Origin of the sequence: Streptacidiphilus sp. MAP12-16 (assembly GCF_041262165.1) — a bacterium.
Classification (GTDB): domain Bacteria; phylum Actinomycetota; class Actinomycetes; order Streptomycetales; family Streptomycetaceae; genus Streptacidiphilus.
The window spans coordinates 248,955-271,262 of record NZ_JBGCBY010000008.1 but is presented as its reverse complement, the minus strand read 5'-3'; the positions used below and the strand labels follow the sequence as shown (position 1 = coordinate 271,262).

At 71.6% G+C, this 22,308-nt stretch carries 19 protein-coding genes; 7 read left to right on the top strand and 12 right to left on the bottom strand.

Annotated elements, in window-relative coordinates; all coding sequences use genetic code 11:
* Nucleotides 1-28 precede the first annotated feature (28 nt).
* On the bottom strand, nucleotides 29-1,558 hold the full coding sequence (locus tag ABIA33_RS13410; RefSeq protein ID WP_370080838.1) for an aldehyde dehydrogenase (NADP(+)): 1,530 nt from the start codon (nucleotides 1,556-1,558) through the stop codon (nucleotides 29-31).
* Between the two features lie 129 nt (nucleotides 1,559-1,687).
* Between ABIA33_RS13410 and ABIA33_RS13405 the strand changes: the two genes are divergently transcribed.
* On the top strand, nucleotides 1,688-2,470 hold the full coding sequence (locus tag ABIA33_RS13405; protein WP_370080836.1) for an IclR family transcriptional regulator: 783 nt from the start codon (nucleotides 1,688-1,690) through the stop codon (nucleotides 2,468-2,470).
* A 103-nt stretch (nucleotides 2,471-2,573) separates the two neighbouring features.
* Here the strand turns inward: ABIA33_RS13405 and ABIA33_RS13400 are convergent, their stop codons facing one another.
* Nucleotides 2,574-3,731, bottom strand: coding sequence for a hypothetical protein (locus tag ABIA33_RS13400; RefSeq protein WP_370080834.1), 1,158 nt, complete (start codon nucleotides 3,729-3,731; stop codon nucleotides 2,574-2,576).
* Nucleotides 3,732-3,859: 128 nt separating this feature from the next.
* On the opposite strand from ABIA33_RS13400, the gene ABIA33_RS13395 reads away from it, so the two are divergent.
* From ABIA33_RS13395 to ABIA33_RS13385, 3 genes are all read left to right on the top strand, one after another.
* Nucleotides 3,860-4,672 carry an NAD-dependent epimerase/dehydratase family protein gene (locus tag ABIA33_RS13395; RefSeq protein WP_370080832.1) on the top strand — a complete coding sequence of 271 codons (813 nt, stop codon included), beginning with the start codon at nucleotides 3,860-3,862 and terminating at the stop codon, nucleotides 4,670-4,672.
* Nucleotides 4,673-4,768: 96 nt separating this feature from the next.
* Entirely contained in the window at nucleotides 4,769-6,004 is a 1,236-nt protein-coding gene (locus tag ABIA33_RS13390; protein ID WP_370080830.1) for a TerD family protein, read from the top strand.
* 106 nt (nucleotides 6,005-6,110) lie between these two features.
* A complete protein-coding gene (locus ABIA33_RS13385) occupies nucleotides 6,111-6,710 on the top strand; it encodes a DsbA family protein (protein ID WP_370080828.1) in 600 nt (199 codons plus the stop codon).
* Nucleotides 6,711-6,760: 50 nt separating this feature from the next.
* On the opposite strand, the gene ABIA33_RS13380 is transcribed toward ABIA33_RS13385, so the two are convergent.
* Both ABIA33_RS13380 and pruA read right to left on the bottom strand, forming a co-directional pair.
* Nucleotides 6,761-7,690 carry a proline dehydrogenase family protein gene (locus ABIA33_RS13380; RefSeq protein WP_370080826.1) on the bottom strand — a complete coding sequence of 310 codons (930 nt, stop codon included), beginning with the start codon at nucleotides 7,688-7,690 and terminating at the stop codon, nucleotides 6,761-6,763.
* Between the two features lie 135 nt (nucleotides 7,691-7,825).
* A complete protein-coding gene (gene pruA / locus ABIA33_RS13375; RefSeq protein WP_370080955.1) occupies nucleotides 7,826-9,454 on the bottom strand; it encodes an L-glutamate gamma-semialdehyde dehydrogenase in 1,629 nt (542 codons plus the stop codon).
* A gap of 192 nt (nucleotides 9,455-9,646) precedes the next feature.
* Here pruA and ABIA33_RS13370 point away from each other — a divergent pair, with 192 nt between their 5' ends.
* Nucleotides 9,647-11,473, top strand: coding sequence for a PucR family transcriptional regulator (locus tag ABIA33_RS13370; RefSeq protein ID WP_370080824.1), 1,827 nt, complete (start codon nucleotides 9,647-9,649; stop codon nucleotides 11,471-11,473).
* Between the two features lie 71 nt (nucleotides 11,474-11,544).
* On the opposite strand, the gene ABIA33_RS13365 is transcribed toward ABIA33_RS13370, so the two are convergent.
* Entirely contained in the window at nucleotides 11,545-12,702 is a 1,158-nt protein-coding gene (locus ABIA33_RS13365; RefSeq protein WP_370080822.1) for a hypothetical protein, read from the bottom strand.
* Between the two features lie 153 nt (nucleotides 12,703-12,855).
* Complete coding sequence (locus ABIA33_RS13360) at nucleotides 12,856-13,500, bottom strand: TetR/AcrR family transcriptional regulator (protein WP_370080820.1); 645 nt, start codon at nucleotides 13,498-13,500, stop codon at nucleotides 12,856-12,858.
* 151 nt (nucleotides 13,501-13,651) lie between these two features.
* On the opposite strand from ABIA33_RS13360, the gene ABIA33_RS13355 reads away from it, so the two are divergent.
* A complete protein-coding gene (locus tag ABIA33_RS13355; protein WP_370080818.1) occupies nucleotides 13,652-15,208 on the top strand; it encodes an APC family permease in 1,557 nt (518 codons plus the stop codon).
* 75 nt (nucleotides 15,209-15,283) lie between these two features.
* Here the strand turns inward: ABIA33_RS13355 and ABIA33_RS13350 are convergent, their stop codons facing one another.
* The gene (locus ABIA33_RS13350) at nucleotides 15,284-16,966 is read right to left on the bottom strand and encodes a hypothetical protein (RefSeq protein WP_370080816.1); all 1,683 of its coding nucleotides are present in this window, start codon (nucleotides 16,964-16,966) and stop codon (nucleotides 15,284-15,286) included.
* A gap of 304 nt (nucleotides 16,967-17,270) precedes the next feature.
* Between ABIA33_RS13350 and ABIA33_RS13345 the strand changes: the two genes are divergently transcribed.
* Entirely contained in the window at nucleotides 17,271-18,569 is a 1,299-nt protein-coding gene (locus ABIA33_RS13345) for an MFS transporter (protein ID WP_370080814.1), read from the top strand.
* A gap of 3 nt (nucleotides 18,570-18,572) precedes the next feature.
* On the opposite strand, the gene ABIA33_RS13340 is transcribed toward ABIA33_RS13345, so the two are convergent.
* The 5 genes from ABIA33_RS13340 to sufC all read right to left on the bottom strand — a co-directional run bounded on the left by ABIA33_RS13340 (nucleotide 18,573) and on the right by sufC (nucleotide 22,306).
* Nucleotides 18,573-19,232, bottom strand: a complete 660-nt coding sequence (locus ABIA33_RS13340) for a Uma2 family endonuclease (protein WP_370080812.1) — start codon at nucleotides 19,230-19,232, stop codon at nucleotides 18,573-18,575.
* Nucleotides 19,233-19,384: 152 nt separating this feature from the next.
* The gene (locus tag ABIA33_RS13335) at nucleotides 19,385-19,672 is read right to left on the bottom strand and encodes a metal-sulfur cluster assembly factor (protein ID WP_042436747.1); all 288 of its coding nucleotides are present in this window, start codon (nucleotides 19,670-19,672) and stop codon (nucleotides 19,385-19,387) included.
* 110 nt (nucleotides 19,673-19,782) lie between these two features.
* Nucleotides 19,783-20,238: a Fe-S cluster assembly sulfur transfer protein SufU gene (gene sufU, locus ABIA33_RS13330; protein WP_370080810.1), complete on the bottom strand. Its 456-nt coding sequence runs from the start codon at nucleotides 20,236-20,238 to the stop codon at nucleotides 19,783-19,785.
* A gap of 38 nt (nucleotides 20,239-20,276) precedes the next feature.
* Nucleotides 20,277-21,542, bottom strand: coding sequence for a cysteine desulfurase (locus ABIA33_RS13325; RefSeq protein WP_370080952.1), 1,266 nt, complete (start codon nucleotides 21,540-21,542; stop codon nucleotides 20,277-20,279).
* Complete coding sequence (sufC, locus tag ABIA33_RS13320) at nucleotides 21,542-22,306, bottom strand: Fe-S cluster assembly ATPase SufC (RefSeq protein ID WP_370080808.1); 765 nt, start codon at nucleotides 22,304-22,306, stop codon at nucleotides 21,542-21,544. Before sufC ends, ABIA33_RS13325 begins: the two co-directional genes overlap by 1 nt.
* Between the last annotated feature and the right edge of the window lie 2 nt (nucleotides 22,307-22,308).

The following is a 22,308-nucleotide window of genomic DNA, read 5'->3' as shown; positions in this document are numbered from 1 at the left end:
CCCGTCACCCGCCCCCGCTCTCAGTGCGTCAGCGCGGCGTTTCGAGGTGGCCGTCCAAGCGGCGCGGCACCCGGAGCGGGTTGGCGTCGTGCAGTTCGGGCGGCAGCAGCGCCTCCGGCACGTTCTGGAGGACCACCGGCCGCAGCCAGCGTTCGATCGCGGTGCCACCGACGGAGGTGCCGGTGCTGGTGGTCGCCGGGTAGGGACCACCGTGCTGCATGGCGGGTGCGACGGCGACGCCGGTGGGCCAGCCGCCGAACAGGACCCGGCCGGCCAGCGGTGTCAGCCGGGCCAGCAGCTCGGTCGCGCCCTGCTCCCCCGGCTCGGCGTGCAGCGTCGCCGTGAGGTTGCCGTGCAGTCGTCCGAGTACCGCCTCGACCTCCTCCGGCCCCCGGTAGCGGGCGATCACCGTGACCGGCCCGAAGCACTCCTCCAGCAGGGCCCGATGGCTGTCCTGCACCAGTCGCGCCGCGGGCACGCTGAGATACCCGGGCTTGACGGCGTATCCGGCTTCTCCCGCCTCGCCCGCCGCGACGGGCGTGCCCACGTCCGGCAGCGCGGCGCGCTCGGCGAAGCCCGCCAGGAACCCGGCCCGCATCCGCCCGTCCAGCAGGGCTCCGGCCGGAGCGTCCCCGGCCCCGGCCGCCAGCGCCTTCTCCAGCCGGTCCCCGTCGGGCCCCTGCGGCACCAGCACCAGCCCCGGCTTGGTGCAGAACTGGCCCATCCCGAGGGTGAACGATCCGGCCAGCCCGGCGCCGATCTCCTCGGCCCGCTCGGCGGCGGCGCCCTCGGTCACCACCACCGGGTTGAGGCTGCCCAGCTCCCCGTGGAAGGGAATCGGCACGGGCCGCGCCGCGGCCAGGTCGAAGAGTGCCCGCCCGCCCGGGATCGAACCGGTGAATCCGGCCGCGCTCACCAGCGGGTGCTGGACCAGGTCGACCCCCGCCTGCCGCCCGTGCACCAGCACCAGCACGTCGGCGGGCAGCCCGACGGACTCCGCGGCCTCCCGCAGCGCGCTCGCCGCGATGCCGCTCGTCTCCGGGTGGTCCGGGTGCGCCTTCACCACCACCGGGCAGCCGGCCGCCAGCGCGCTCGCCGTGTCGCCACCGGGCACGCTGAACGCGAGGGGGAAGTTGCTCGCCGCGAAGACCGCCACGACCCCGAGTGGGGTCTTCCAGCGCCGCAGGTCAGGGCGCGGCGCGGGCTGGGCGCCCGGATCGGCGTGGTCGATCACCACGTCCAGGAACGCGCCCTCGTCCACCACCGCCGCGAAGGCCCGCAGCTGGTACGTGGTCCGCGCCAGCTCGCCCGTCAGCCGCACCGCGCCGAGCGCCGTCTCTCGGTCCGCCGCCGTGACCAGCTCCTCGCCCCGGGCCTCCAGCCGGTCCGCGGCCGCGCGCAGCAGTGCGGCCCGCAGCGTGCGGTCGGCCAGCGCGGGCCGGGCCGCGTGAGCGGCCCGCACGGCGCGATCCACATCCCCCGTGCTCGCTTCGACCGCGACCTCCGCTGTGCGGGCACCGGTTCGGGCGTCGACACTCCACACTGGGGTGGTGTTCATCTCGGGCGGCCTCCATTCGAGCAGATGCAACATTCCATATCCAGAAGCAGCATTCCATATGCTGAACGCTGTCCAGTATGCTGAACCATTCCGACGATACGTCTCACCAAGAAAAGGGGTCAACCCTTGATGGCCCAGTCCCCCTCCCCCGCGGACGCGGGCGGCGCGCAGGTCAAGTCGGCGGTTCGAACCGTGGAACTGCTGGAGTACTTCGCGGGCCGCCCCGGCATGCACAGCCTCGCCGAGGTCCAGGAGGCCGTGGGCTACCCCAAGAGCAGCCTCTACATGCTGCTGCGCACCCTGGTCGACCTGGGCTGGGTGGAGACCGAGTCCACCGGCACCCGCTACGGCATCGGCGTCCGCGCGCTCCTCGTCGGGACCTCCTACATCGACGGCGACGAGGTCGTGGCAGCCGCGAAGGCCACCCTGGACCGGCTCGCCGACGACACTACCGAGACCATCCACCTGGCCCGCCTCGACGGGGCGGACGTCATCTACCTGGCGACCCGCCAGTCCCAGCACTATCTGCGACCGTTCACCCGGGTCGGCCGCCGCCTGCCCGCGCACTCCACCTCGCTCGGCAAGGCCCTGCTCGCCACCTTCAGCGACGACGAGGTCCGCAAGCTGCTCCCGGCCCGCCTGGAGCCCCTCACCGAGAACAGCCACACCACCGTCGACGCTCTCATCGAGGACCTGCACGCGATCCGCGAGCGCGGCTACGCGATCGACGCCGAGGAGAACACGGTGGGCCTGCGCTGCTTCGGCATCGCCATCCCCTACCGCACCCCGGCGCGCGACGCGGTGAGCTGCTCGGTCCCGGTGGCCCGGCTGACGCCGGGCCGCGAGCAGATGATCCGCGACGCCCTGTTCGAGGCGCGCGACCGGCTGACCATGGCCACCCGGCACCTCTGAACCTCGCGCCTCTGAACCTCGCGCCGCTGAACCTGGCACCGCTGAACCTGGCGCCGCTGAACCTGGTGCCGCTGACCGCGTCGGCACCGCTGACCCCGCCGGATCAGCGGCCCAGTCCCTTCCGCACGACCGCGAGGTCCTGGTCCGACGCCAGTCCCGCGTGGTAGAGCCGCAGCTCGTCCGCTCCGGCCGGCGCCTGGACAGCGGGGTCGCCGCCCATGCCGGTGACGATGGTGAGGTTCGCGGCGAGGACGCGTCCGGGGACGCGCGGAGCCGCGTCCAGCGCGGCGGCTCCGCCGGTGCAGGGCAGCACCAGTCCGTCCGCGCCACCGGTGGTGAGCAGCCAATCGGCGTCCACGCCGACGTTGGCGCCCACCCGGTGCGGGGCGGAGTCGGCGTGCAGGAGCACCCGGAATCCCGGCTCGGCGGCGGCGCGCACGGCGGCCACGCAGGCCTGCTGCACCGCCCGGGCCCGGACCCTGCGGTAGTCGAGGGTGAGCGCGGCGAGATCCGCGCCGAGCAGTTGTTCGACGCCGGCCCACTCGGCGGCCCGGTCACCGCCCGCCGACGGCTGCGGGCCGCCGGCCCAGACCGGGGCCAGCGCCGCCCGCACGGCGGCGGCGAGGTCGGGCACGCCGGCCGCCGCATAGGCCGCGGAGCAGACCTCGCAGAAGCAGAGCGACATCAGGTACTGGGCCGCGCCGTCCAGCGGCACTCCGCCGATCTTGTCGTGGGCGTGCAGATGCGCCATCCCGTACCAGCCGCAGGACTCCAGTTCCGTCCCGACCGCGCCGGGCCGCGCCCCCGCCTCGGCGGCGAGGGCGACGCAGTACCCGAGGACCTCGGGCCGCGCGACGCACAGCGCCCAGGGGTAGTGGTCGCCGTAGGCGTTGCGCACGGAGCTCGCCGGGTTCTCGCCGCCCAGGCGGGAGTTGTGCGCCAGCACCACCCATGAGGCGACGTCGAGGCCGGCCTCGCGCAGCGCCGCGGCGGCCTCGCCCCATGGGTCCTCCGAGTCCAGCCAGTCCTGCCGGTAGGGGCGCAGCGCCTGCCCGGCCCAGTGCTCGGGCGACGGCGGGTAGTAGACCGCGGCGTGCGGCGCGGTGACGATGCGGGTCGCCGGGTGACGGGGCGTCAGCGCCCGGGTGCTGTGGTAGGCGGAGGCGAGGGTGACGCCGTCGACGCCGAGGTCGGCAAGCCGGGCGGGGGCGTCCGGATCGCCGAGGACGTCCCAGGGGTAGAGGAATGCGGAGGTACGCACGGCGATCGCTCTCCTGGAGAGGGTTGCGGTTGGTTGACGGCAGCGAGCAGCGACTTCTAGGCTAGCCATATATGTGAATACAATCCACACTCTTGTCCACTCTTTGCCACCTGCCTGGGAGCCACCGGATGACTGCTCCGACGACCGTTCTGCTCACCGGTGCCGCCGGAGGCGTCGGCACCCTTCTCCGCGCCAGCCTCCCGTCGTACGGCTACACGCTGCGGCTCAGTGACATCGCCCCCGTGCCGGGTGCTCCCGAGGCCCTTGCCGTCGACCTGCAGGACCGCGCGGCGGTGCGGGAGGCAGTACGCGGAGTCGATGCCGTGGTCCATCTCGGCGGGCTCTCCCTGGAGAACACCTTCGACCGGATCCTCGCCGCCAACATCGAGGGCAGCTACAACCTCTATGAGGCGGTCAGGGCGGAGGGCGTCCGCCGGGTCGTGTTCGCGAGCAGCAACCACGCCGTCGGCTTCGTCCCCCGGCCGGAGCCCGGGCAGCGCAAGGAGGACCTGCCGATCGAGACTCCGCACCGGCCGGACACCTACTACGGCCTCTCCAAGTGCTTCGGCGAATCCCTGGCCTCGCTCTACGCCGACAAGTACGGCGTGGAGACGGTGTCGATCCGGATCGGCTCCTGCTTCGCCAGGCCGGCCAACACCCGGATGCTGGAAACCTGGCTCAGCCCTGCCGACGCCGGCCGCCTGATCCACGCCGCGCTCACCGCCCCGGACGTCCACCACACCGTCGTCTACGGCATCTCGGCCAACACCAGGGGCTGGTGGGACCTCGCCCCGGCGCGCGCCCTGGGGTACCAGCCGCAGGACGACTCCGAGGTGTACGCGGCCGAGGTAGTCGCCGAACACGGCGAGCTCGTACCGGGCACGCCCGAGTACCGCTACCTGGGCGGGGCCTTCACTACGGTCGAGCCGGAAGAGTCCTGACCGTTACCGCCTGATCGGCGACGACTGCGGCTACGGTGGTTCGGTACACATCCGGACACCCGTTCCGGACACCCGCGCGTGCCTGGGAGGGCCACCGTGACCGCAGTCCTCACGCCGGGCGGCAACACGCCACTGGCCGGCACCCGCGTCAGCGTCGAGGTCACCGCGGCCAAGCAGTTGGATGTGTCGGCGCTGCTGCTCAGCACGGCCGGAAAGGTCCGCTCCGACGCTGACTTCGTCTTCTTCAACGCACCGAGCGGACCCGGCGTCTCCTACAGCCCGGCCGGGATCAGCGTGGACACCGGCGCGGTGCCGGCCGAGGTCGACAAGGTGGTGATCACCGCCAGCCTGGACGACCCGCGGGCGACCTTCGCCGGCACGGAGCCCACCGCGACGGTCCGGGACAGTGTGAACGGGACCGTCCTGGCGAGCTTCACGCCGCCCCGTCTCGGGCCCGAGACGGCACTGATCGTGGTGGAGCTCTACCGGCGGGGCCCGGAGTGGAAACTGCGCGCCGTGGGCCAGGGCTACGCGAACGGACTGGCGGGCATCGCCACCGACTTCGGCGTCTCGGTGGAGGAGCCGGGCCAGTCCGCGCCGGCCGCGCCGCAGCCGGTGGCCGCGCCTGAGCCGGACGACTGGCACCTCGCCACCCCCGCGCCCGCTCCTTTCGCCGCCGCGCCGCCCGTGCCTGCTCCGCCGGTGCCTGCTCCCGCGCCGGTCGCAGCCCCGGCCCCCGCCGCACCCGCGTCGGGGAGGATCACCCTCGACAAGGGCCGGGTCTCGCTCGCCAAGGGCGGCTCGGTCTCCCTGGTCAAGGACGGCAAGCCGTTCCTCTCCTCGGTCCGGATGGGCCTCGGCTGGGAGCCCGCCTACGGCGGCAGGGACGTCGACCTGGACGCCTCGGTCATCGCCTTCGACGCGCACCGCAAGGAGCTGGAGAAGGTCTGGTTCATGCACCTCAAGGGGTTCGACGGCGCCATCCAGCACGCCGGGGACAACCTGACCGGCGCGGGCTCGGGCGACGACGAGGTGATCACGGTTCACCTGCAGGGCCTGCCGCCGCAGGTCAGCGGTCTGGTCTTCACCGTCAACTCCTTCTCCGGACAGAAGTTCACCGAGATCGCCAAGGCTTACTGCCGCCTGCTCGACGCCGGCACCGGCGCGGAACTCGTCCGCTTCGACCTCACCCACGCCGAGCCCCGCACCGGCGTGATGATGTGCAAGCTCGTGCGGATGCACACCGGCGAATGGGTGATGACGGCGCTGGAGGAGTACGTCGACGCCAAGTCCGCCCGGGGCATGGTCAAGCCCGCGTCCAAGGTGCTCTGAGTCGCGGTGCTCTGAGCCGTGGTGCTCTGAGCCGCGGAGATTGGCCCATGATTCCAGCCCGTTATTGGACCTCGGCCCTGGACCACTGAGGCCATAGCGTGGGGGCATGACGACAGTCGACTTCTACTTCGACCCCGCGTGCCCCTTCGCCTGGATCACCTCGCGCTGGATCCTGGAGGTCGAGCAGCAGCGGGAGATCGATCTCCGCTTCCGGATCATGAGCCTCTACGTGCTCAACGAGAAGAACGAACTTCCGTACTGGTACCGGGAGTTGGTGGACAACTCGCTGGGCCTGATCCGGATCGTCACGGCCGCGGCACGCCACCACGGCGACGGCGTGCTGCGCGATCTCTACACCGCCCTGGGGACCCGGATCCACCCGGGCGGCAACAAGGACTTCCTCGCGGTCGCGGCGGAAGCCCTGGCCGAGCTCGGTCTGCCGGCCGAACTCCTCGCCGCCGCACAGAGCGCGGACTACGACGAGGAGCTGCGCCAGAGCCACCACCAGGGCATGGACCCGGTCGGCGACGATGTGGGCACGCCCACCCTCCACATCGACGGCGTGGCCTTCTTCGGGCCGGTCCTGAACTCGGTCCCGCGCGGAGCGGTGGCCGCCGGCATCTTCGACGGAGCGCTGGCGCTGGCCCGCTACCCCGACTTCTTCGAGCTGAAGCGGACCCGCACCGGCAGTCTCAACTTCGCCTGACCGAACGCCGGTGGCGCCCCTCGGTCAGACCCGCCGATCAGACCCGCCGATCAGCTCCGCGTGGCCAGCGCGCGAAGGAAGAACGCCAGGTTGGCGGGGCGCTCCGCGAGCCTGCGCATGAAGTAGCCGTACCACTCGCCGCCGTAGGGGAGGTAGACCCGCATGGTGGCGCCGGTCTCCACGATGCGCTGCTGCTCCTCGGGCCGGATGCCGTACAGCATCTGGTACTCGAAGCTGTCGTGCTTGCGCCCCTCCCACTCGGCGATCTGCCCGCCGATGCGGATCATGCGCGGGTCGTGCGAGGCGATCATCGGGTAGCCCTCGCCGGCCATCAGCACCTTGAGGCAGCGGACGTAGGAGCGGTCCACCTCGTGCTTGCCCTGGTAGGCCACCGACGCGGGCTCCTGGTAGGCGCCCTTGCACAGCCGGACCCGGGATCCGGGACCGGAGAAGTCCGCGCAGTCCGCCTCCGTGCGCCGCAGGTACGCCTGCAGGACGACGCCCAGCCACGGGAAGTCGGCGCGCAGCTCGCGGGCGATGTCCAGGGTGGAGTCCGTTGTGGTGTGGTCCTCCATGTCGAGGGTCACCGTGGTGCCCGCGTCGGCGGCGGCCTCGCAGATGCGGCGGGCGTTGTCGAGGGCGACCTTGCCGCCGTCCTGGGGCAGGAACTGTCCGACGGCGGAGAGCTTCACCGAGACCTCGGCACGCTCGGCCAGTCCGGTCTCCTTGAGCGCCGCGAGCAGCTGCTCGTAGGCGGCGGCCGTGTCGGCGGCCTGGGCCGCGTCGCGGGTGTCCTCGCCGAGGTGGTCGAGGGTGATCCGGCGGCCGGCGCCGACCAGCTCGTCGGTCACGGCGACGGCCTCGTCCAGGCGCTCCCCCGCGACGAAGCGCTGGACCAGGGCGCGGGTGGGCGGAAGCTGCTGCACGATCGCGCGGGAGCGGGGCGAACGGGAGGCTGCGAGCAGGGTGGTGCGGAGCATGCCGACTCCAGGATGGGACGTGTGGGGAGGGGAGCGGGGGAGGGAGCCGCGTCCCGCTGAGGGGGCGGGACGCGGCGGATCAGGCACAGCGGACATCAATTAGTACAGCGGACATCGACCACTGCGGACGAGGCGTCAGCCCATGTGCGGGTAGCGGTAGTCCGTCGGCGGGACGAAGGTCTCCTTGATGGATCGGGTCGAGGTCCAGCGCAGCAGGTTCTGCGCCGCCCCCGCCTTGTCGTTGGTGCCGGACGCCCGCCCGCCGCCGAACGGCTGCTGGCCGACGACCGCGCCGGTGGGCTTGTCGTTGATGTAGAAGTTTCCGGCGGCGAAGCGCAGCCTCTCCATCGTCGCGGCGATCGCGGCCCGGTCCCGGGCGATGACCGCGCCGGTCAGGGCGTAGGAGGAGACGGAGTCGAGCTGCCCCAGCACCTCCTCGTAGCGGTCGTCCTCGAACACGTGCACGGCGAGCACCGGGCCGAAGTACTCCTCGCGGAAGTACTCGGCCGCCGGGTCCGCGCAGACCAGCACGGTCGGCCGGACGAAGTAGCCGACGGAGTCGTCGTAGCTGCCACCGGCCAGGATCTCGACCTCGGGGTCGGCGGCGGCGCGGTCGATCGCGGCCTTGTTCTTGGCGAAGGAGCGCGCGTCGATGACCGCGCTCATGAAGTTCGACAGGTCGGTGACGTCACCCATGGTGAGCCGCTCCACCTCGTCCCGGAACTCGTCCTTGATCTGAGCCCAGAGCGAGGCGGGGACGTAGGCGCGGGAGAGCGCGGAGCACTTCTGGCCCTGGTACTCGAACGCGCCGCGGGTCATCGAGGTCTTCAGCACCGCCGGGTCGGCGGAGGGGTGGGCGACCAGGAAGTCCTTGCCGCCGGTCTCGCCGACGAGGCGCGGGTAGCTGCGGTAGTTGGCGATGTTGGCGCCGACCGTGGCCCACAGGTGCTGGAAGGTCGCGGTGGAGCCGGTGAAGTGAATGCCCGCCAGTTCGCGATGCGTCAGCGCGACCTCGGAGACGGCCAGGCCGTCACCCGTCACCATGTTGATGACACCGGCCGGCAGACCGGCCTCCTCCAGCAGGTCCATCAGCAGGTGCGCGGCGAACTGCTGCGTCGGGGAGGGCTTCCAGACCACGGTGTTGCCCATCAGCGCGGGCGCGGTGGGCAGGTTCCCGGCGATGGCGGTGAAGTTGAAGGGCGTGATCGCGTAGACGAACCCCTCCAGCGGACGGTGGTCGCTGCGGTTCCACACGCCCGGCGAGGACTGCGGCTGCTCGGCCAGGATCTGCCGGGCGAAGTGGACGTTGAAGCGCCAGAAGTCGACCAGCTCGCAGGGAGTGTCGATCTCGGCCTGCTGGGCGGTCTTGGACTGGCCCAGCATGGTCGCCGCGGCCAGGGTCTCCCGCCAGGGGCCGGACAGCAGGTCGGCGGCCTTGAGGAAGATCGCGGCGCGGTCGTCGAAGGAGAGCGCCCGCCAGGCGGGGGCGGCGGCGAGGGCTGCGTCCACGGCCTCCTGCGCGTCCTCGCGGGTCGCGTTGCGCAGGGTGCCGAGGACGGCGGAGTGATTGTGCGGCTGGACGACGTCGATCGGCTCGCCCCGGCCCGGGCGGCGCACGCCGCCGACGGCCATGGTCAGCTCGACCGGCCCCTGCCCGCCGAGCCGCTTGAGCTCGGCCTCCAGCCGTACCCGCTCCGGGGTGCCCGGCGCATAGCTGTGCACCGGCTCGTTCACCGGCGTGGGGATCTGGGTCACAGCGTCCAACACGCGCGCTCTCCTCATGACTGTTCTTGCCTGTACTTCCATGCCGCGGTTCTCGCGTCAAGGAGCACGCTAGGGCTCGCGGCGGGTCCGCGGATGTGGCCGGACGGATAGGATCCGGTCACGGGGATTGGCCGATCGGACAAGTGGTCCGAGCACGGCGCGAGCCGACCGGGGCAGAGAGCTGGAGGCAGAGTGGACGGGAACGCGGCACGCGAGGGCTCCGCCCAGCCCGCCGCCACCCCCGCCGCGCCCCCGGCCCCGCTCCCCGCCGCCGTCCCACCTGCGGTGCCACCTGCCGTCCCACCTGCGGTGCCACCTGCCGTCCCACCTGCGGTGCCACCTGCGGTGCCACCTGCGGTGCCACCTGCCGTCCCGCCTGCCGTCCCGCCTGCCGTCGGCAGCATCTCGCTGCGCCAGTTGCTGATGTCCCTCGGCGAGCCTCTCGCCGAACTGCAGTGCGCGCCCGGCGCCCTCGGACTCGACGTCGGAGTCACCGGGATCGCCCTGCTCGACCCCGAGGACCCGCCCTCAGCCCGTCCGGGCGACCTCGTGCTCGCCCTCGGCGTGCGGGGCCGGGCCGCGCTGCCCGTGCTGCGCGCCGCCGGACGCGACCGCGCGGCCGCCGTCGCCGTGAAACTCGACCCGAACACGCAGGTCGGCGCGCTGCGCGAGGCCGCGGAGGAGGCGGGCGTCGCCCTGCTCTCGGTACGCCCGGAGGTGCGCTGGGACCGTCTGGACGCGCTGACTCGCGCCGCCCTGGCGGCCGTCCAGCCCGGCCGCCCCGGCGGACATCCCGGATCGGGCGAGTCTGCGGAGGGCGACCTCTTCGCGCTCGCCCAGACCACGGCCGTGCTCACCGGCGGCATCGTCAGCATCGAGGACACCGCCAACCGCATCCTGGCCTACTCGCGCTCCGCCGACTCCGACGAGGTGGACGACCTGCGACGGCTGACCATCCTGGGCTGGCAGGGCCCCGAGCCCTACCTGTCCAAACTGCGCGAGTGGGGCGTGTTCCAACGGCTGCGGACTCTGGACGCGGTGGTGGCGATCGACCCGCACCCCGAGCTCGGGCTGCGCCGCCGCCTGGTCGTCGCGATCCGCTCCGGCGAGCGGCAGTTGGGCACCATCTGGGTCCAGGAGGGCTCCTCGCCGCTGACCGACCGCGCCGACCAGGCCCTGCTGGGCGCGGCACGGGTCGCGGCACTGCACCTGGTCCGCCGCCGCCGCGAGCTCAGCGCCGACCTGCGGCTGACCCAGTCCCTGCTGGTCGGGCTGCTGGACGGCGCCACCGGGCCGCAGTCCCTCGCCGGCCATCTCGCGCTCGACGCCCGCCGCCCGGCGGCGGTGCTGGGCTTCGCCCTGCCGGGCACGCCCGACCTGACCCGGGGCGAGACCCTGAGCCTGATCTCGGTCCACGCCGCCGCTCGCCACCGCAGCGCACTGGTGGTCCCGATCGGTGACCGGGTCTACGTCCTGCTGCCGGAGCTGCCGCCCGGCCTCGCCTCCGACACCCTGCGCGGCTGGACCCAGGAGATCTCCGACGCGGCGCGTCGGCACCTGGACGCGCCGCTGCGGGGAGCGGTCGGCCGGGTGGTACCCGGCCTGGCGGCGGTGCCGGACTCACGCGGGGAGGCGGACCGCGTCCTCGACGCGATGGCCGCGGGCCGGATCGCCGCCGACGTGGCCGCGCTGCCGGAGGTCCAGGCCGAGGTGCTGCTCGGCGAGACGCTGGCGCTGCTCGCCGCCAACCCCGAGGTCCGCGACCCGCGACTGACCGCGCTGGTCGCCCACGACCTGAGGCAGGGCGGACAGTTGGCCGCATCCGTACTGGCCTGGCTGGACGCTTTCGGCGACGTGCGCGAGGCAGCGGCGGCGCTCCACGTCCACCCCAACACGCTGCGCTACCGGGTGCGGCGGGCGGAGCAGCTCACCGGGCTCGACCTGAGCAGCCCCGACCAGCGGCTGCTGGCGATGCTGCAGCTGAGACTGCCGTCCGGACCAGTGACACCGGGCCCGTGACACCGGGCCAGTTACACCGGGCATGGCAGAGGGGGTGCCGCGGAAGTGACGTTTCACCGGCCGAGCAGCCGTCAGCTTCCGGCGACCGCCCGCTCGATGAGCCAACTCTGCCACTGCTCCAGCCAGTTCGTGTCCATGGCGCTCTGCTCCTCGAACCGCTCCAGGAGGTGCTCACCACCCTCGGGTTCCCCGGCGCGCGGGGCCATGTGCCGCTCCCAGTCCGCACGCCAGGCACGCTGCGCGGCGACGCTCGGCACCTCACTGTCGAAGATCGTGTAGCGGATGCTCTCCTCGACGGCCGCGCGCCCGTCCTCGGTCCCGGGGAACCAGGCCGCCCGCTCGGCCAGCCGGACCATCTGGTTGACGAGAGCCGTCACGGCCTCGTTCGCCGCCACCCGATCCTCCCTGGCCAGCCGCATCTGCTGGCGCACCGCGCTCTCCCACAGCTCGCCCCGGTCCACTCGGCCGGCGCGCGGCTCCCGCGGGCGGTGTCCGGCTCGGGCGGCGGCCTCGAGACGCAGTGCGTGCTGCACCGAGAACTCGACCAGCCGACGATGCGCGTCCAGACCTGCGGGCTCGGGCAGCTCGCGCTCCCGCACGTGCACCTGCGGCTCACGCCGCTCCGCCAGCGCGCTGAGCCGCTCCTGTCGGCCGAAGGCGTACGGCTCCAGGTCCTCGACGGTGCGCAGGGCCACCCGGTCCGGGGCGATCCCGCGCCCGGTCACGGTGATGGTCACCGGCTCGCCGCCCCGGTTCCGCAGCGGACTGTCGGGGCCGCCCACCACGAGCCGGGCGGCCCACAGTCGTCCCTCACCGCGGAGCGCGGCCCGGACCGGAATGCCGTCGATGGTGAACCAGGGTTCGGACTCCACGGCCAGGTCCGGGGCTTCGCCCTCGTCGATGCCCGCGTGCTCGAAAAGGCGGTCGCGTTCGTCCTCGATGACGTCCTGCAGCGGGCGCTCCCGGTAGCCCGCGTCCGTCACCACGGTCTGCACCGCGACATAGGGGCCCTCGCCGGTGAACAGGTCGCCGTGCGAGAGGACGACCTTGACCAACTCGTCGTTGTGGCGTTCCCAGGAGGCGAGCGTCGGCGAGTCGAGGAGCGGCGAGGTGGGACCGTAGACGCGGAAGGACCGCCTACCCAGGGTCCGCAGGTCGGCCTGGGCGAGTTCGCGCCAGATGTCCCGAGGTCCTTCGAAGTTCCCGCCGGTCCCGCCCCTGAACTGCACGCCGACTCCCCTTCCGGTTGCGCCAGATCACCGTCTCCAGCCTACGGAGCATCGCCCCTGCCGGGCAGGGGGCGACCAGGTGCACTACGCCGTCCGGATGACGGTACGTCATCATCCGGCGGACCCGGGCCGACGTTCGACACGAGACCGGAGTCAGCCCGTGGCGGATTCGGCCCTTGCGCTCAGGCCGTCGAGGAGCAGGCGCAGCGCCAGCTCGAACCCGCGCTCGTCCAGTCCGGTCGGGCCGCCGCCGCGTTCCGCCGCGGCCTCCAGCGAGTCCGCCAGCGCGGGGTACTGCGGGCGGTAGCCGGCCGGATCGCGGGTGAACCCGGCGGTGAAGGTCTCCAGTGCGGAACCCAGCACCAGGTAGTCCAGGGCCGCCGCGGCCTCCGCCGCGTCGGCGGGTCCGAGACCTGCCCCGGCCAGGGCGGCGAGCAGGGTGTCGTAGCCGAGCAGCTGCAGATCTGCCTCGACCCGGCGGCGGGCCAGCAGCGCGATGGTGTTGGGATGGCGCAGGAAGACCGCGCGGTAGCCCCGAGCGTAGGCGGCGAGGCCGTCTCGCCAGTCGCCCCCGCCCTTGAGCGGCGTGAGGTCGATCTCCTCGTTGACCAGGTCGGCCAGCGCGTCGAGCAGCTCGTCCTTGCCGGTGACGTGGTTGTAGAGCGAGGCGGCCTTGACGCCGAGGCGGTCGGCCAGCGCCCGCATGGTGAGACCCTCCGCCCCCGACTCGTCCACGACCTCGAGCGCGGCCCTCGCTATGGCCTCCCGGCTCAGCAGCGCGCGACTCGGTCGCCCCACGGTCCACCCCTTCCGTCACGTTCCCTCGACACTGCCCGCGCCACGTTACCTCTTGGTCTCGACTCTTCCGCCCGGGCGCTCTGGCGGCTATTGTCCCCTTCCATCACGTCAAACTAACTAAGTTAGTTTTGGATCACGGCAAGGTGGACCCATGAGCGAAGACCACTCCGGCTCTGACTCGGGCTCGGACGCGGCGCGCACGGACGCGGCGCGCACCGGCGCGGCACGCACCGACGCACAGCGGCTCGAAGCCCTCGGCTACCAGCAGGAGCTGCGGCGAAGCCTCACCATCCTGGGCAACATCTCGATGGGCTTCGCCGTGGTCTCCCCCGTCGTCGGCCTCTACGCCGTCGCTCAGGTCGGCATGAGCATCGCCGGCACCGCCTGGGTGTGGGCCCTGCCCATCTGCCTGCTCGGCCAGGCCCTCGTGGTGTGCGTCTACTCCGAGCTGGCCTCGCAGTGGCCGCTCGCCGGCGGCGCCTACCAGTGGAGCCGCCGGCTGGCCAACCCCGCCTTCGCCTGGCTGAGCGGCTGGATGTGGCAGTTCGCCGTGATGTTCGCCAACACCACGGTCGCCTACCTCGCCTCACCCTGGGTGTTCGCCCTGTTCGGAGTCACTCCGACGCCCGCACAGCTGGTCCTGGTGTCGCTCGGCTTCATGCTGTTCTGCACCCTGGTCAACGCCTACGGCATCAACTTCCTGCGCTGGTTCGTGTCGCTGGGCATCGCCGCCGAGGCCGTCGCTTCCGTCCTGGTCGGCTTCTCGCTGCTGCTGATCTTCCGCCAGCACGGGTTCTCCCTGCTCACCGACACCCTGGGCGCCCCCGCCGCGCTCGGCACCAGCAACCTCAAGGCGTTCCTCGCAGTCATCGCGGTCGGCGGCTGGGCGTTCATCGGCTTCGACGCCTGCGTGTCCACCGCCGAGGAGACCAAGGACGCGGCCCGGCAGGTGCCGCGAGCGATGTGGTGGGCCCTGCTCAGCGTCGGCGCCGTGGTCATCCTCAACGCCGTCGCCGTCGAACTCGCTCACCCCAATCCCGCCGACGTCGTCTCCGGCAAGGACCTCGACCCGGTCACCACCGCCGTCGTGCACAGCTTCGGCGGCTGGGCCGACAAGCCGTTCGTCCTGGTCGTGCTGGTCAGCTTCACCGCCTGCCTGATGGCCTCCCAGGGCGGTGCGGCGCGCGGCCTCTACTCGCTGGCCCGCGACGACGTGTTCCCCTTCTCCCGCCAGGTCCGCAAGGTCAACAAGCACAAGGCACCCATCGGCGGGCTGGTCGCCGCCACCCTGGTCAGCTGCGCCGCCCTGCCGCTCGGCCTCAAGAGCGCCGCCATGGGCAGCCTGATCACCTTCGGCAGCGCGGCGACCTTCGTCCCGTTCTTCCTGCTGACCCTGGTGGCGCTGGTCGCCCGGCTGCGCGGCACCTGGAAGCCCGCAGGCGAAGTCACCTACGGCCGCTTCGGCACGCTGCTGAACGCGCTCGCTGTTCTCTGGACCGGGCTCGAGGTCATCAACATCTGCTGGCCCCGCGCCATCCTCGCCCCGCCCGGCGCGCCCTGGTACCAGGTCTGGGCCGCGCTGCTGGGCGTCGGCCTGGTGACCGTCGCCGGCCTGGGATACCTGCTGGCCCGCCGCCCGCACGACCGGATGCGGGACGTGCCGTCGGGACGCCCCACCACCGACGAGCTCGCACCCGCCGTCCTCTGAGGTCAGCCGGGTACCGGTGCGCCCCGGCCTCCCGACTTCGGGAACGCCAGGGCGCACCGGCACCGGTCCGAGCTTCTACCGCTGGGAACCCATCCGGGAACGCGCCTTGTAGGCGGCCTTGCGGGCCTCCTTCGCCGTCGCCTTGTCGGGGTGCTGCTCACCGATCGCGTCGAGCACGGCAGTTGTGTAGGGGTGGTCGACCCGCCACAGCTCGGCGAAGAACTCCTCGGGCCGCTGATCGGCCAACAGCTCCTCGATCATCGACCGGAACGGGCCCTCCTGCGGGCCCGCGTCGATCAGCTGCGCGGCGAGCGTGTCCACCGTGGTCCACAGCACCACCGGCCGACTCGGGGCGGCGACGTCCGTGGCGCCCTGGGCGGTGAGCCAGCCCGCCGCCAGGCCACCGAGGTGCGGGTCGTCGAGCACCTCCCGGACGGCGGGCTCGATCTCCCCGCCGAGACGGGTCAGCGCCAGCTGGCAGAACATCCGGCGGATCGGCGCGACCAGGTCGTTGCCCCGGGACGCCGCGAGCAGTTCCGTGGCGGCGGGCAGCGGCTCGCGGCCGACCAGCCACTCCTGGATCTCCTCCTCCGGCAGCACGTTCGGCGAGCCGCAGATCCCCGCCAGCAGCTCGCCCGCGGTCCCCTTGGCGTGGTCACCGATCAGCGGCGCGTCATAGCCGTCCTCCAGCAGCCACTGCCGCACTCCGTGGACACCGAGCGGAGTGAGCCTGGCCAGCCCGAACCGGGCGGCCTCGGCATCGTCCACCGGCGCGTCGGGGTCGAAGGGTGCGCTAGGCAGCTCAGGGACGTCGGACTCGTCGAACAGGGCGGGGTCGATCGGGTGGTAGTCGAGGATCCCGATGTCGGCGAGGTCCTGAAGCATGGGGTCGAGCGTGACCATCACCGAGGTGATGTCCCCCAGCATCTCCTCGGTCGGCTCCTCGCCGTCCGGGACGACCAGCAGTGCGGCGAGGACGCCCAGCGGAATGGTCTCCTCGGCCTCGGTGGTGGCGAAGGCACTGGCCTCGTACAGCACCTGAAGGGCGTCGTCGAGCAGGCCCTGGGCCTGCTCCCGGGCCTCTTCCAGCTCCGCGTACTCCTCCTCGCTCTCCTCGACCTCCTCGCTCTCCTCGCTCTCCATCTCCGACGCGTCGCCGTCCGCACCGGCCCCGCCCAGATCTCCGAGGTCGAGCTCGGCCTCGACCGTGATCCCCGCGACGATCGACGTGGCCGTCTCCCACGCCTCCAGCACCACCTCGGGGTCGCCGCCCGCGAGTTCCTCCAGTGCCGATCCCGGACGGGCCACCTCGGTACCCGGGTCGCCCTCACCCTCCGCCGCGTCGCCGACCTCGATCAGCTCCAGGTCCACGGCGAGCGACCAGGCCCGGGCGACCTCGCCCACCCCGGCGTCGCCCTCGCCGAAGCCGAGCTCCGCCGCCGCGAGCAGTTCGAGGTCACCGCCGAGCTCACCCCACTGGTCGACCGGACGCACCGATCCGACCCAGTGCGCCAGCCGAATCGCCCGGTCGAACAACGGCACCCGCAGAGCGGCCGCCGCGAGTTCCTCGCGGTCCTGCAGCCGGACCGGCGGGACGGCGATCGACCCCTCGTCCTCATCCTCGCCGAGCTCGTCGAGGCCCTCCCCGGCAAGCGCCCCGTAGAGCGTCTCCAGGTCCATGTCGGCGGGGAGCGGCATCGCCGCCTCGGCCTGCCCTGCCGACGGCTTCCCACTCTTCTTACGGCTCGGACCCGCCATGGTCGACGCTCTCTCTCAGCTGTACGAAGGTTGCGACGGACCGCCCGCCGCTGCCGCTGCTGACACTATCCGTAGCGGCTGCGCAGGGAGCTCCCAAACCGCCCCCGCGCCACTGCGCGCCCCCGCCGTTTCCCTTCCCGCTCACCCACCACGTATCCTCCGCGAGGCCCCCGACGCACACCACAGCTACCGGAGCCGGGAGCGACGACGCTCCTCCCGCAACCGCACACCTCGCTCCACCCGGACCCGAGACGGCACACCCCGCCGCCAGGACCCGGAGCCCGTACGCCAGGAGACCCCTGCCATGGCGGAACTCTCCCCTGCCGCAACCCGGCTGTCGGAGTCCCTCCTTTCCCATGAACTAGCCCCGCGCGAGGTCCTGCGCGCCCCCACGCTGAGCCGCTGGAACGCCGTCCGAGGCGTCCGCGTCGCCCTGTCCGCGGCGATCCTGCTGCTGCTCCTGGCCGGCGCCAATCTGGCCACCCCGCTCTACCCGGTCCTTCAGCAGCGGCTGCATCTCACCGCGCTGGACACCACTCTGCTGTTCACCACGTATGTCTTCGCGCTGGTCCCGGTGCTCGCGGCGGCCGGTCACTGGTCCGACCAGCTGGGCCGACGCGCTCTGGTGCTGCCAGCCGTGGCCCTCGCCGCCGGAGGCGACGCGATCTTCGCCACCGCCGGCAGCCTGGGACAGCTCGCCGCCGGACGAGCGGTCCAGGGCATCGCCGTCGGCCTGGCCACGGGCGCGGCCGGAGCCGCCCTGGGGGACCTGCTCCCGGACCGCCCCTCCCTCGCCGCCAAACTCACCCTCGCCGCCTCCGCCGGAGGCGTCGCGCTCGGCCCGCTGCTCGGCGCGGCCCTGTCCGGTGCGGTGCCCGGGGGCGACCCGGTGCTCGCACCGTTCCTGCTCCACGCCTGCGCCCTGCTCGCCCTCTGCATCCCGCTCGCGGTGCTCCACCCGCGCAGCCCGGGCCACCATCACTCGGAAGCCCGGCCGCAGCGCAGTCCCGGCGCTCTCCGCCCCCGCGCGCTGAGCCTGCCTGCGCGGGGCCGCCGTCCGTTCCTGCTGGCCGCCGCCAGCGGCTTCGTCAGCTACGCGGTCTTCGGCGTCTACCTCAGCCTCGCCCCCTCCTACACGGCAAGCCTGCTGCACACGCGCGACCCGCTGGTCGGTGCGCTGGTCGCGGCCCTGCTGCTGGGCTCCTCCGCGACCGCCCAGCTCCTCGCCCGACCCACCCACGGCCGAGCCGTTCCGGCGCTGGGCATGGCCGGACTGGCCCTCGGCCTGACCCTGGTCGTCCTCGCCGGGTACGCCCACACCCCGGCTCTGCTCTTCCTCGGCAGCGTGCTCGCCGGCACCTCACAGGGCCTGGCCTTCCGCGCCCTCTTCACCCGGGCCACCGCCGCCCTCGACCCCTCGGGTCGCGCCGGTCAGCTCAGCACTCTCTGGGTCATCGTCTATCTGGGGAGTTCCCTGCCCATCATCGGCGTGGGCCTGCTCGCCCAGCACCTGGGCATCCTCCCCGCCGTCACCCTCTTCACCACCGTCGCCGCCACCGCCTGCGTGGCCCTGGCCGGAGCCTCGCTCCAGCGGACGTCCTGACGTTCAGTCAGCCCAGGGTTGCCAGAGCTCGGTGGTGAACCGGAAGTTCAGCGGCTCCGGGAGCATGACCGCTTCTCCGAACTTCCATGTGCTGTGCACCTGGTACCGGCCGGTGCCCTGGTCCGGCTCCGCATACAGCGTGATTCCGAGACTTCGTGGGTCGCGATCTACAAGGAGGTACCACTGCACACCGGTCCGCGCATAGCCGCTCCACTTCGTGAGCCGCTGCTCTTTGCCCACGACTGGTTCTCGATCTTTGCGAGCATTGGACGGCGATGTCACCTCGACGGCCAACTGCAACTGGTACGGGAACACATGCTTTGCCCGGGAAGCCCGCGCCTTGGTCAGGATCTCGTGATGCAGGACCGTCAAATCAGGAATGTAGCCATCACCGATCTCGATCAGGTTGAGATCGGTCCCTTGAAGCGCCCGCCATGGGAAGTCCGCTGAGGCTACCTTCGCAATGATGAGCCCTTCCTGGATGTCTGAAACGATTGCTGCATGGTCGATGTCTGGACCAGGCGACACTGATACCACCCCCCCTACGATCTCGACGCGCGTGCCGTCTTTGGGGAGGTGCAGGTACTCAGCCAGCTCTCCCCGCGCCCACATGTCGTAGGGCGCTTCCGGTAGGACCCAGTCCATTGACGCGAGCACTGACATCTGTGGGCTCCCTTCGCGGTCGCTGATCGCAGCCTTGCTCAACGTAAGCGGAGACACCACCGCCGCGCGGTTCATTCCCCGGAAGGAATGAAACCACGCGGCGGTGGGAATACGGGCTGCTCAGTTCCGGTCCGCCTCGGACCAGGTCGGCCTCAGACGTTGAAGCCCAGCGCCCGGAGCTGGTCGCGGCCGTCGGGGGTGATCTTGTCCGGGCCCCACGGCGGCATCCAGACCCAGTTGATCCGCAGGTCCTGGACCAGGCCGTCGGTCGCCGTGCGGGCCTGGTCCTCGATGACGTCGGTCAGCGGACAGGCCGCCGAGGTGAGCGTCATGTCGATGGTGGCCACGTCCGACTCGTCGATGTGGACGCCGTAGATCAGGCCCAGGTTGACGACGTCGATGCCCAGTTCGGGGTCGACCACGTCCAGCAGGGCCTCCATCAGGTCGTCCACGGCGACGGTACCGGCCGTGGTGCCGACGAAGTGGCCCTCGGCTTCGGGAGCGGCCGCGGGGGTCTCAGCAGTGGTCACAGTGGGGGTCTCGGTGTCGCTCATGCGCTTTCCTTAATGGGAGTCTCGGCCAGCGCCTGGGCGGTGGCGTCCTTCCAGGCCATCCAGCTGAGCAGGGCGCACTTCACCCGCGCCGGGTACTTGGAGACCCCGGCGAACGCGATGGCGTCGTCCAGGACCTCCTCGTCGCCCTCGGACTGCCCCTTGCTCTGCATCAGCTCCAGGAACGCCTCCTGGATCTTCCGCGCCTCGCCCAGCGACTTCCCGACCAGCAGGTCGTTCAGCACGGACGCGCTCGCCTGGCTGATCGAGCAGCCCTGCGACTCGTACGAGATGTCGGCGACGGTGCCGCCGTCGAGCCGCACCCGCAGGGTGATCTCGTCACCGCAGGTGGGGTTGACGTGGTGCACCTCGGCGTCGCCGGCCCGCAGGCCCTTGCCGTGGGGGTGCTTGTAGTGGTCCAGGATGATGTCCTGGTACATCGAGTCGAGCCTCATGAACCGTTACGCCTCCCGTCGTCGTCAGTCGAGTCCAGTTACTCGAAGAAGTTCCGGACGTGGTGCAGCCCCTCGATCAGGGCGTCCACCTCCGCCTCAGTGGAGTACAGATAGAACGACGCTCGCGTGGTCGCCGGAATTCCGTACCGCAGGCAGACCGGCCGCGCGCAGTGGTGTCCGACCCGGACGGCGATGCCCTGCTCGTCCAGGACCTGGCCCACGTCGTGCGGGTGGATGTCGCCGAGTACGAAGGAGATCGCCGCGCCGCGACCCTCGGCCGTGGCCGGACCGATGATCTTCAGCTCGGGGACTTCCAGCAGACGGCCCACCGCGTACTCGGTGATCCGGTGCTCGTGCGCGGCGATCCGGTCCATACCGACGGCCGTCAGGTAGTCGATGGCCGCACCCAGGCCCACCGCCTGCGAGATCGGCGGCGTGCCGGCCTCGAACTTGTGCGGCGCGGGGGCGTACGTCGACGAGCTCATCGACACGGTCTCGATCATCTCGCCACCGCCCAGGAACGGCGGCAGGTCCTCCAGCAGCTCCTGCCGGCCCCAGAGCACGCCGATTCCGGTCGGCGCCAGCATCTTGTGGCCGGTGAAGGCGACGAAGTCGGCCTCCAGCGCCTGCACGTCGAGCAGCATGTGCGGGGCGGCCTGCGAGGCGTCGATGACGACCAGCGCGCCCACGTCCTGCGCGCGTCGGACGATGGCCTCGACCGGGTTGATCGTGCCCAGGATGTTGGACACCAGCACAAAGGAGACGACCTTGGTCTTCTCGGTGATGATCTCGTCGATGTTGGACAGGTCGAGACGGCCGTCGTCGGTCAGCCCGAACCACTTCAGCTTCGCGCCGGTGCGCTGCGAGAGCAGCTGCCACGGCACGATGTTGGAGTGGTGCTCCATCTCCGTGATCACGATCTCGGAGTCGGCGTCCACCCGGTACGGCTCGTCGGCCCAGCCCAGCATGTTGGCAACCAGGTTGAGCGACTCGGACGCGTTCTTGGTGAAGATCACCTCGTCCCGGCTGGGCGCGTTGATGAACGACGCGACCTTGTCACGGGCGCCCTCGTAGAGCGCCGTGGCTTCCTCGGCCAGCACGTGCACACCGCGGTGGACGTTGGCGTTGTGCTGCTCGTAGTACTCGTTCATCACGTCGAGCACCTGGCGCGGCTTCTGCGAGGTCGCCGCGTTGTCCAGGTAGACCAGCGGCCTTCCCTCGTGCAGCAGCCGCTGCAGGATCGGGAAGTCCTTGCGGATCGCTTCGACGTCCAGGGACGTGATGCCGGGACCGGAGGTGTGGATCACTCGGACGCGCCGCCCTTCGCATACTTCTCGTAGCCCTCGTTCTCCAGCTCGTCCGCGAGCTCGGGGCCACCGGACTTGACGATCTTGCCCGCCGCGAAGACATGCACGTAGTCGGGCTTGATGTAGCGCAGGATGCGCGTGTAGTGGGTGATCAGCAGGGTGCCGACCTCGCCGGTCTCGCGCACCCGGTTGACGCCCTCGGAGACGACCCGCAACGCGTCGACGTCCAGGCCGGAGTCGGTCTCGTCCAGGATCGCGACCTTGGGCTTGAGCAGCTCCATCTGCAGGATCTCGTGGCGCTTCTTCTCACCGCCGGAGAAGCCCTCGTTGACGTTGCGCTCGGCGAAGGCCGGGTCCATCTGCAGCTCGGACATGGCCGACTTGACCTCCTTCACCCAGGTCCGCAGCTTGGGGGCCTCACCGCGGATGGCGGTGGCGGAGGTGCGGAGGAAGTTGGAGACCGAGACGCCGGGGACCTCGACCGGGTACTGCATGGCCAGGAAGAGGCCGGCCCGGGCGCGCTCGTCCACGGTCATCGCGAGGACGTCCTCGCCGTCCAGCGTCACGGTGCCGCGGGTGATCGTGTACTTGGGGTGCCCGGCCAGCGAGTAGGCCAGGGTCGACTTGCCGGAGCCGTTGGGGCCCATGATCGCGTGGGTCTCGCCCTGCTTCACGGTCAGGTCGACACCGCTGAGGATCTCGCGGGGGCCGTTCTCGGTCTCGACGGTGACGTGCAGGTCGGTGATTTCAAGGGTTGCCATGA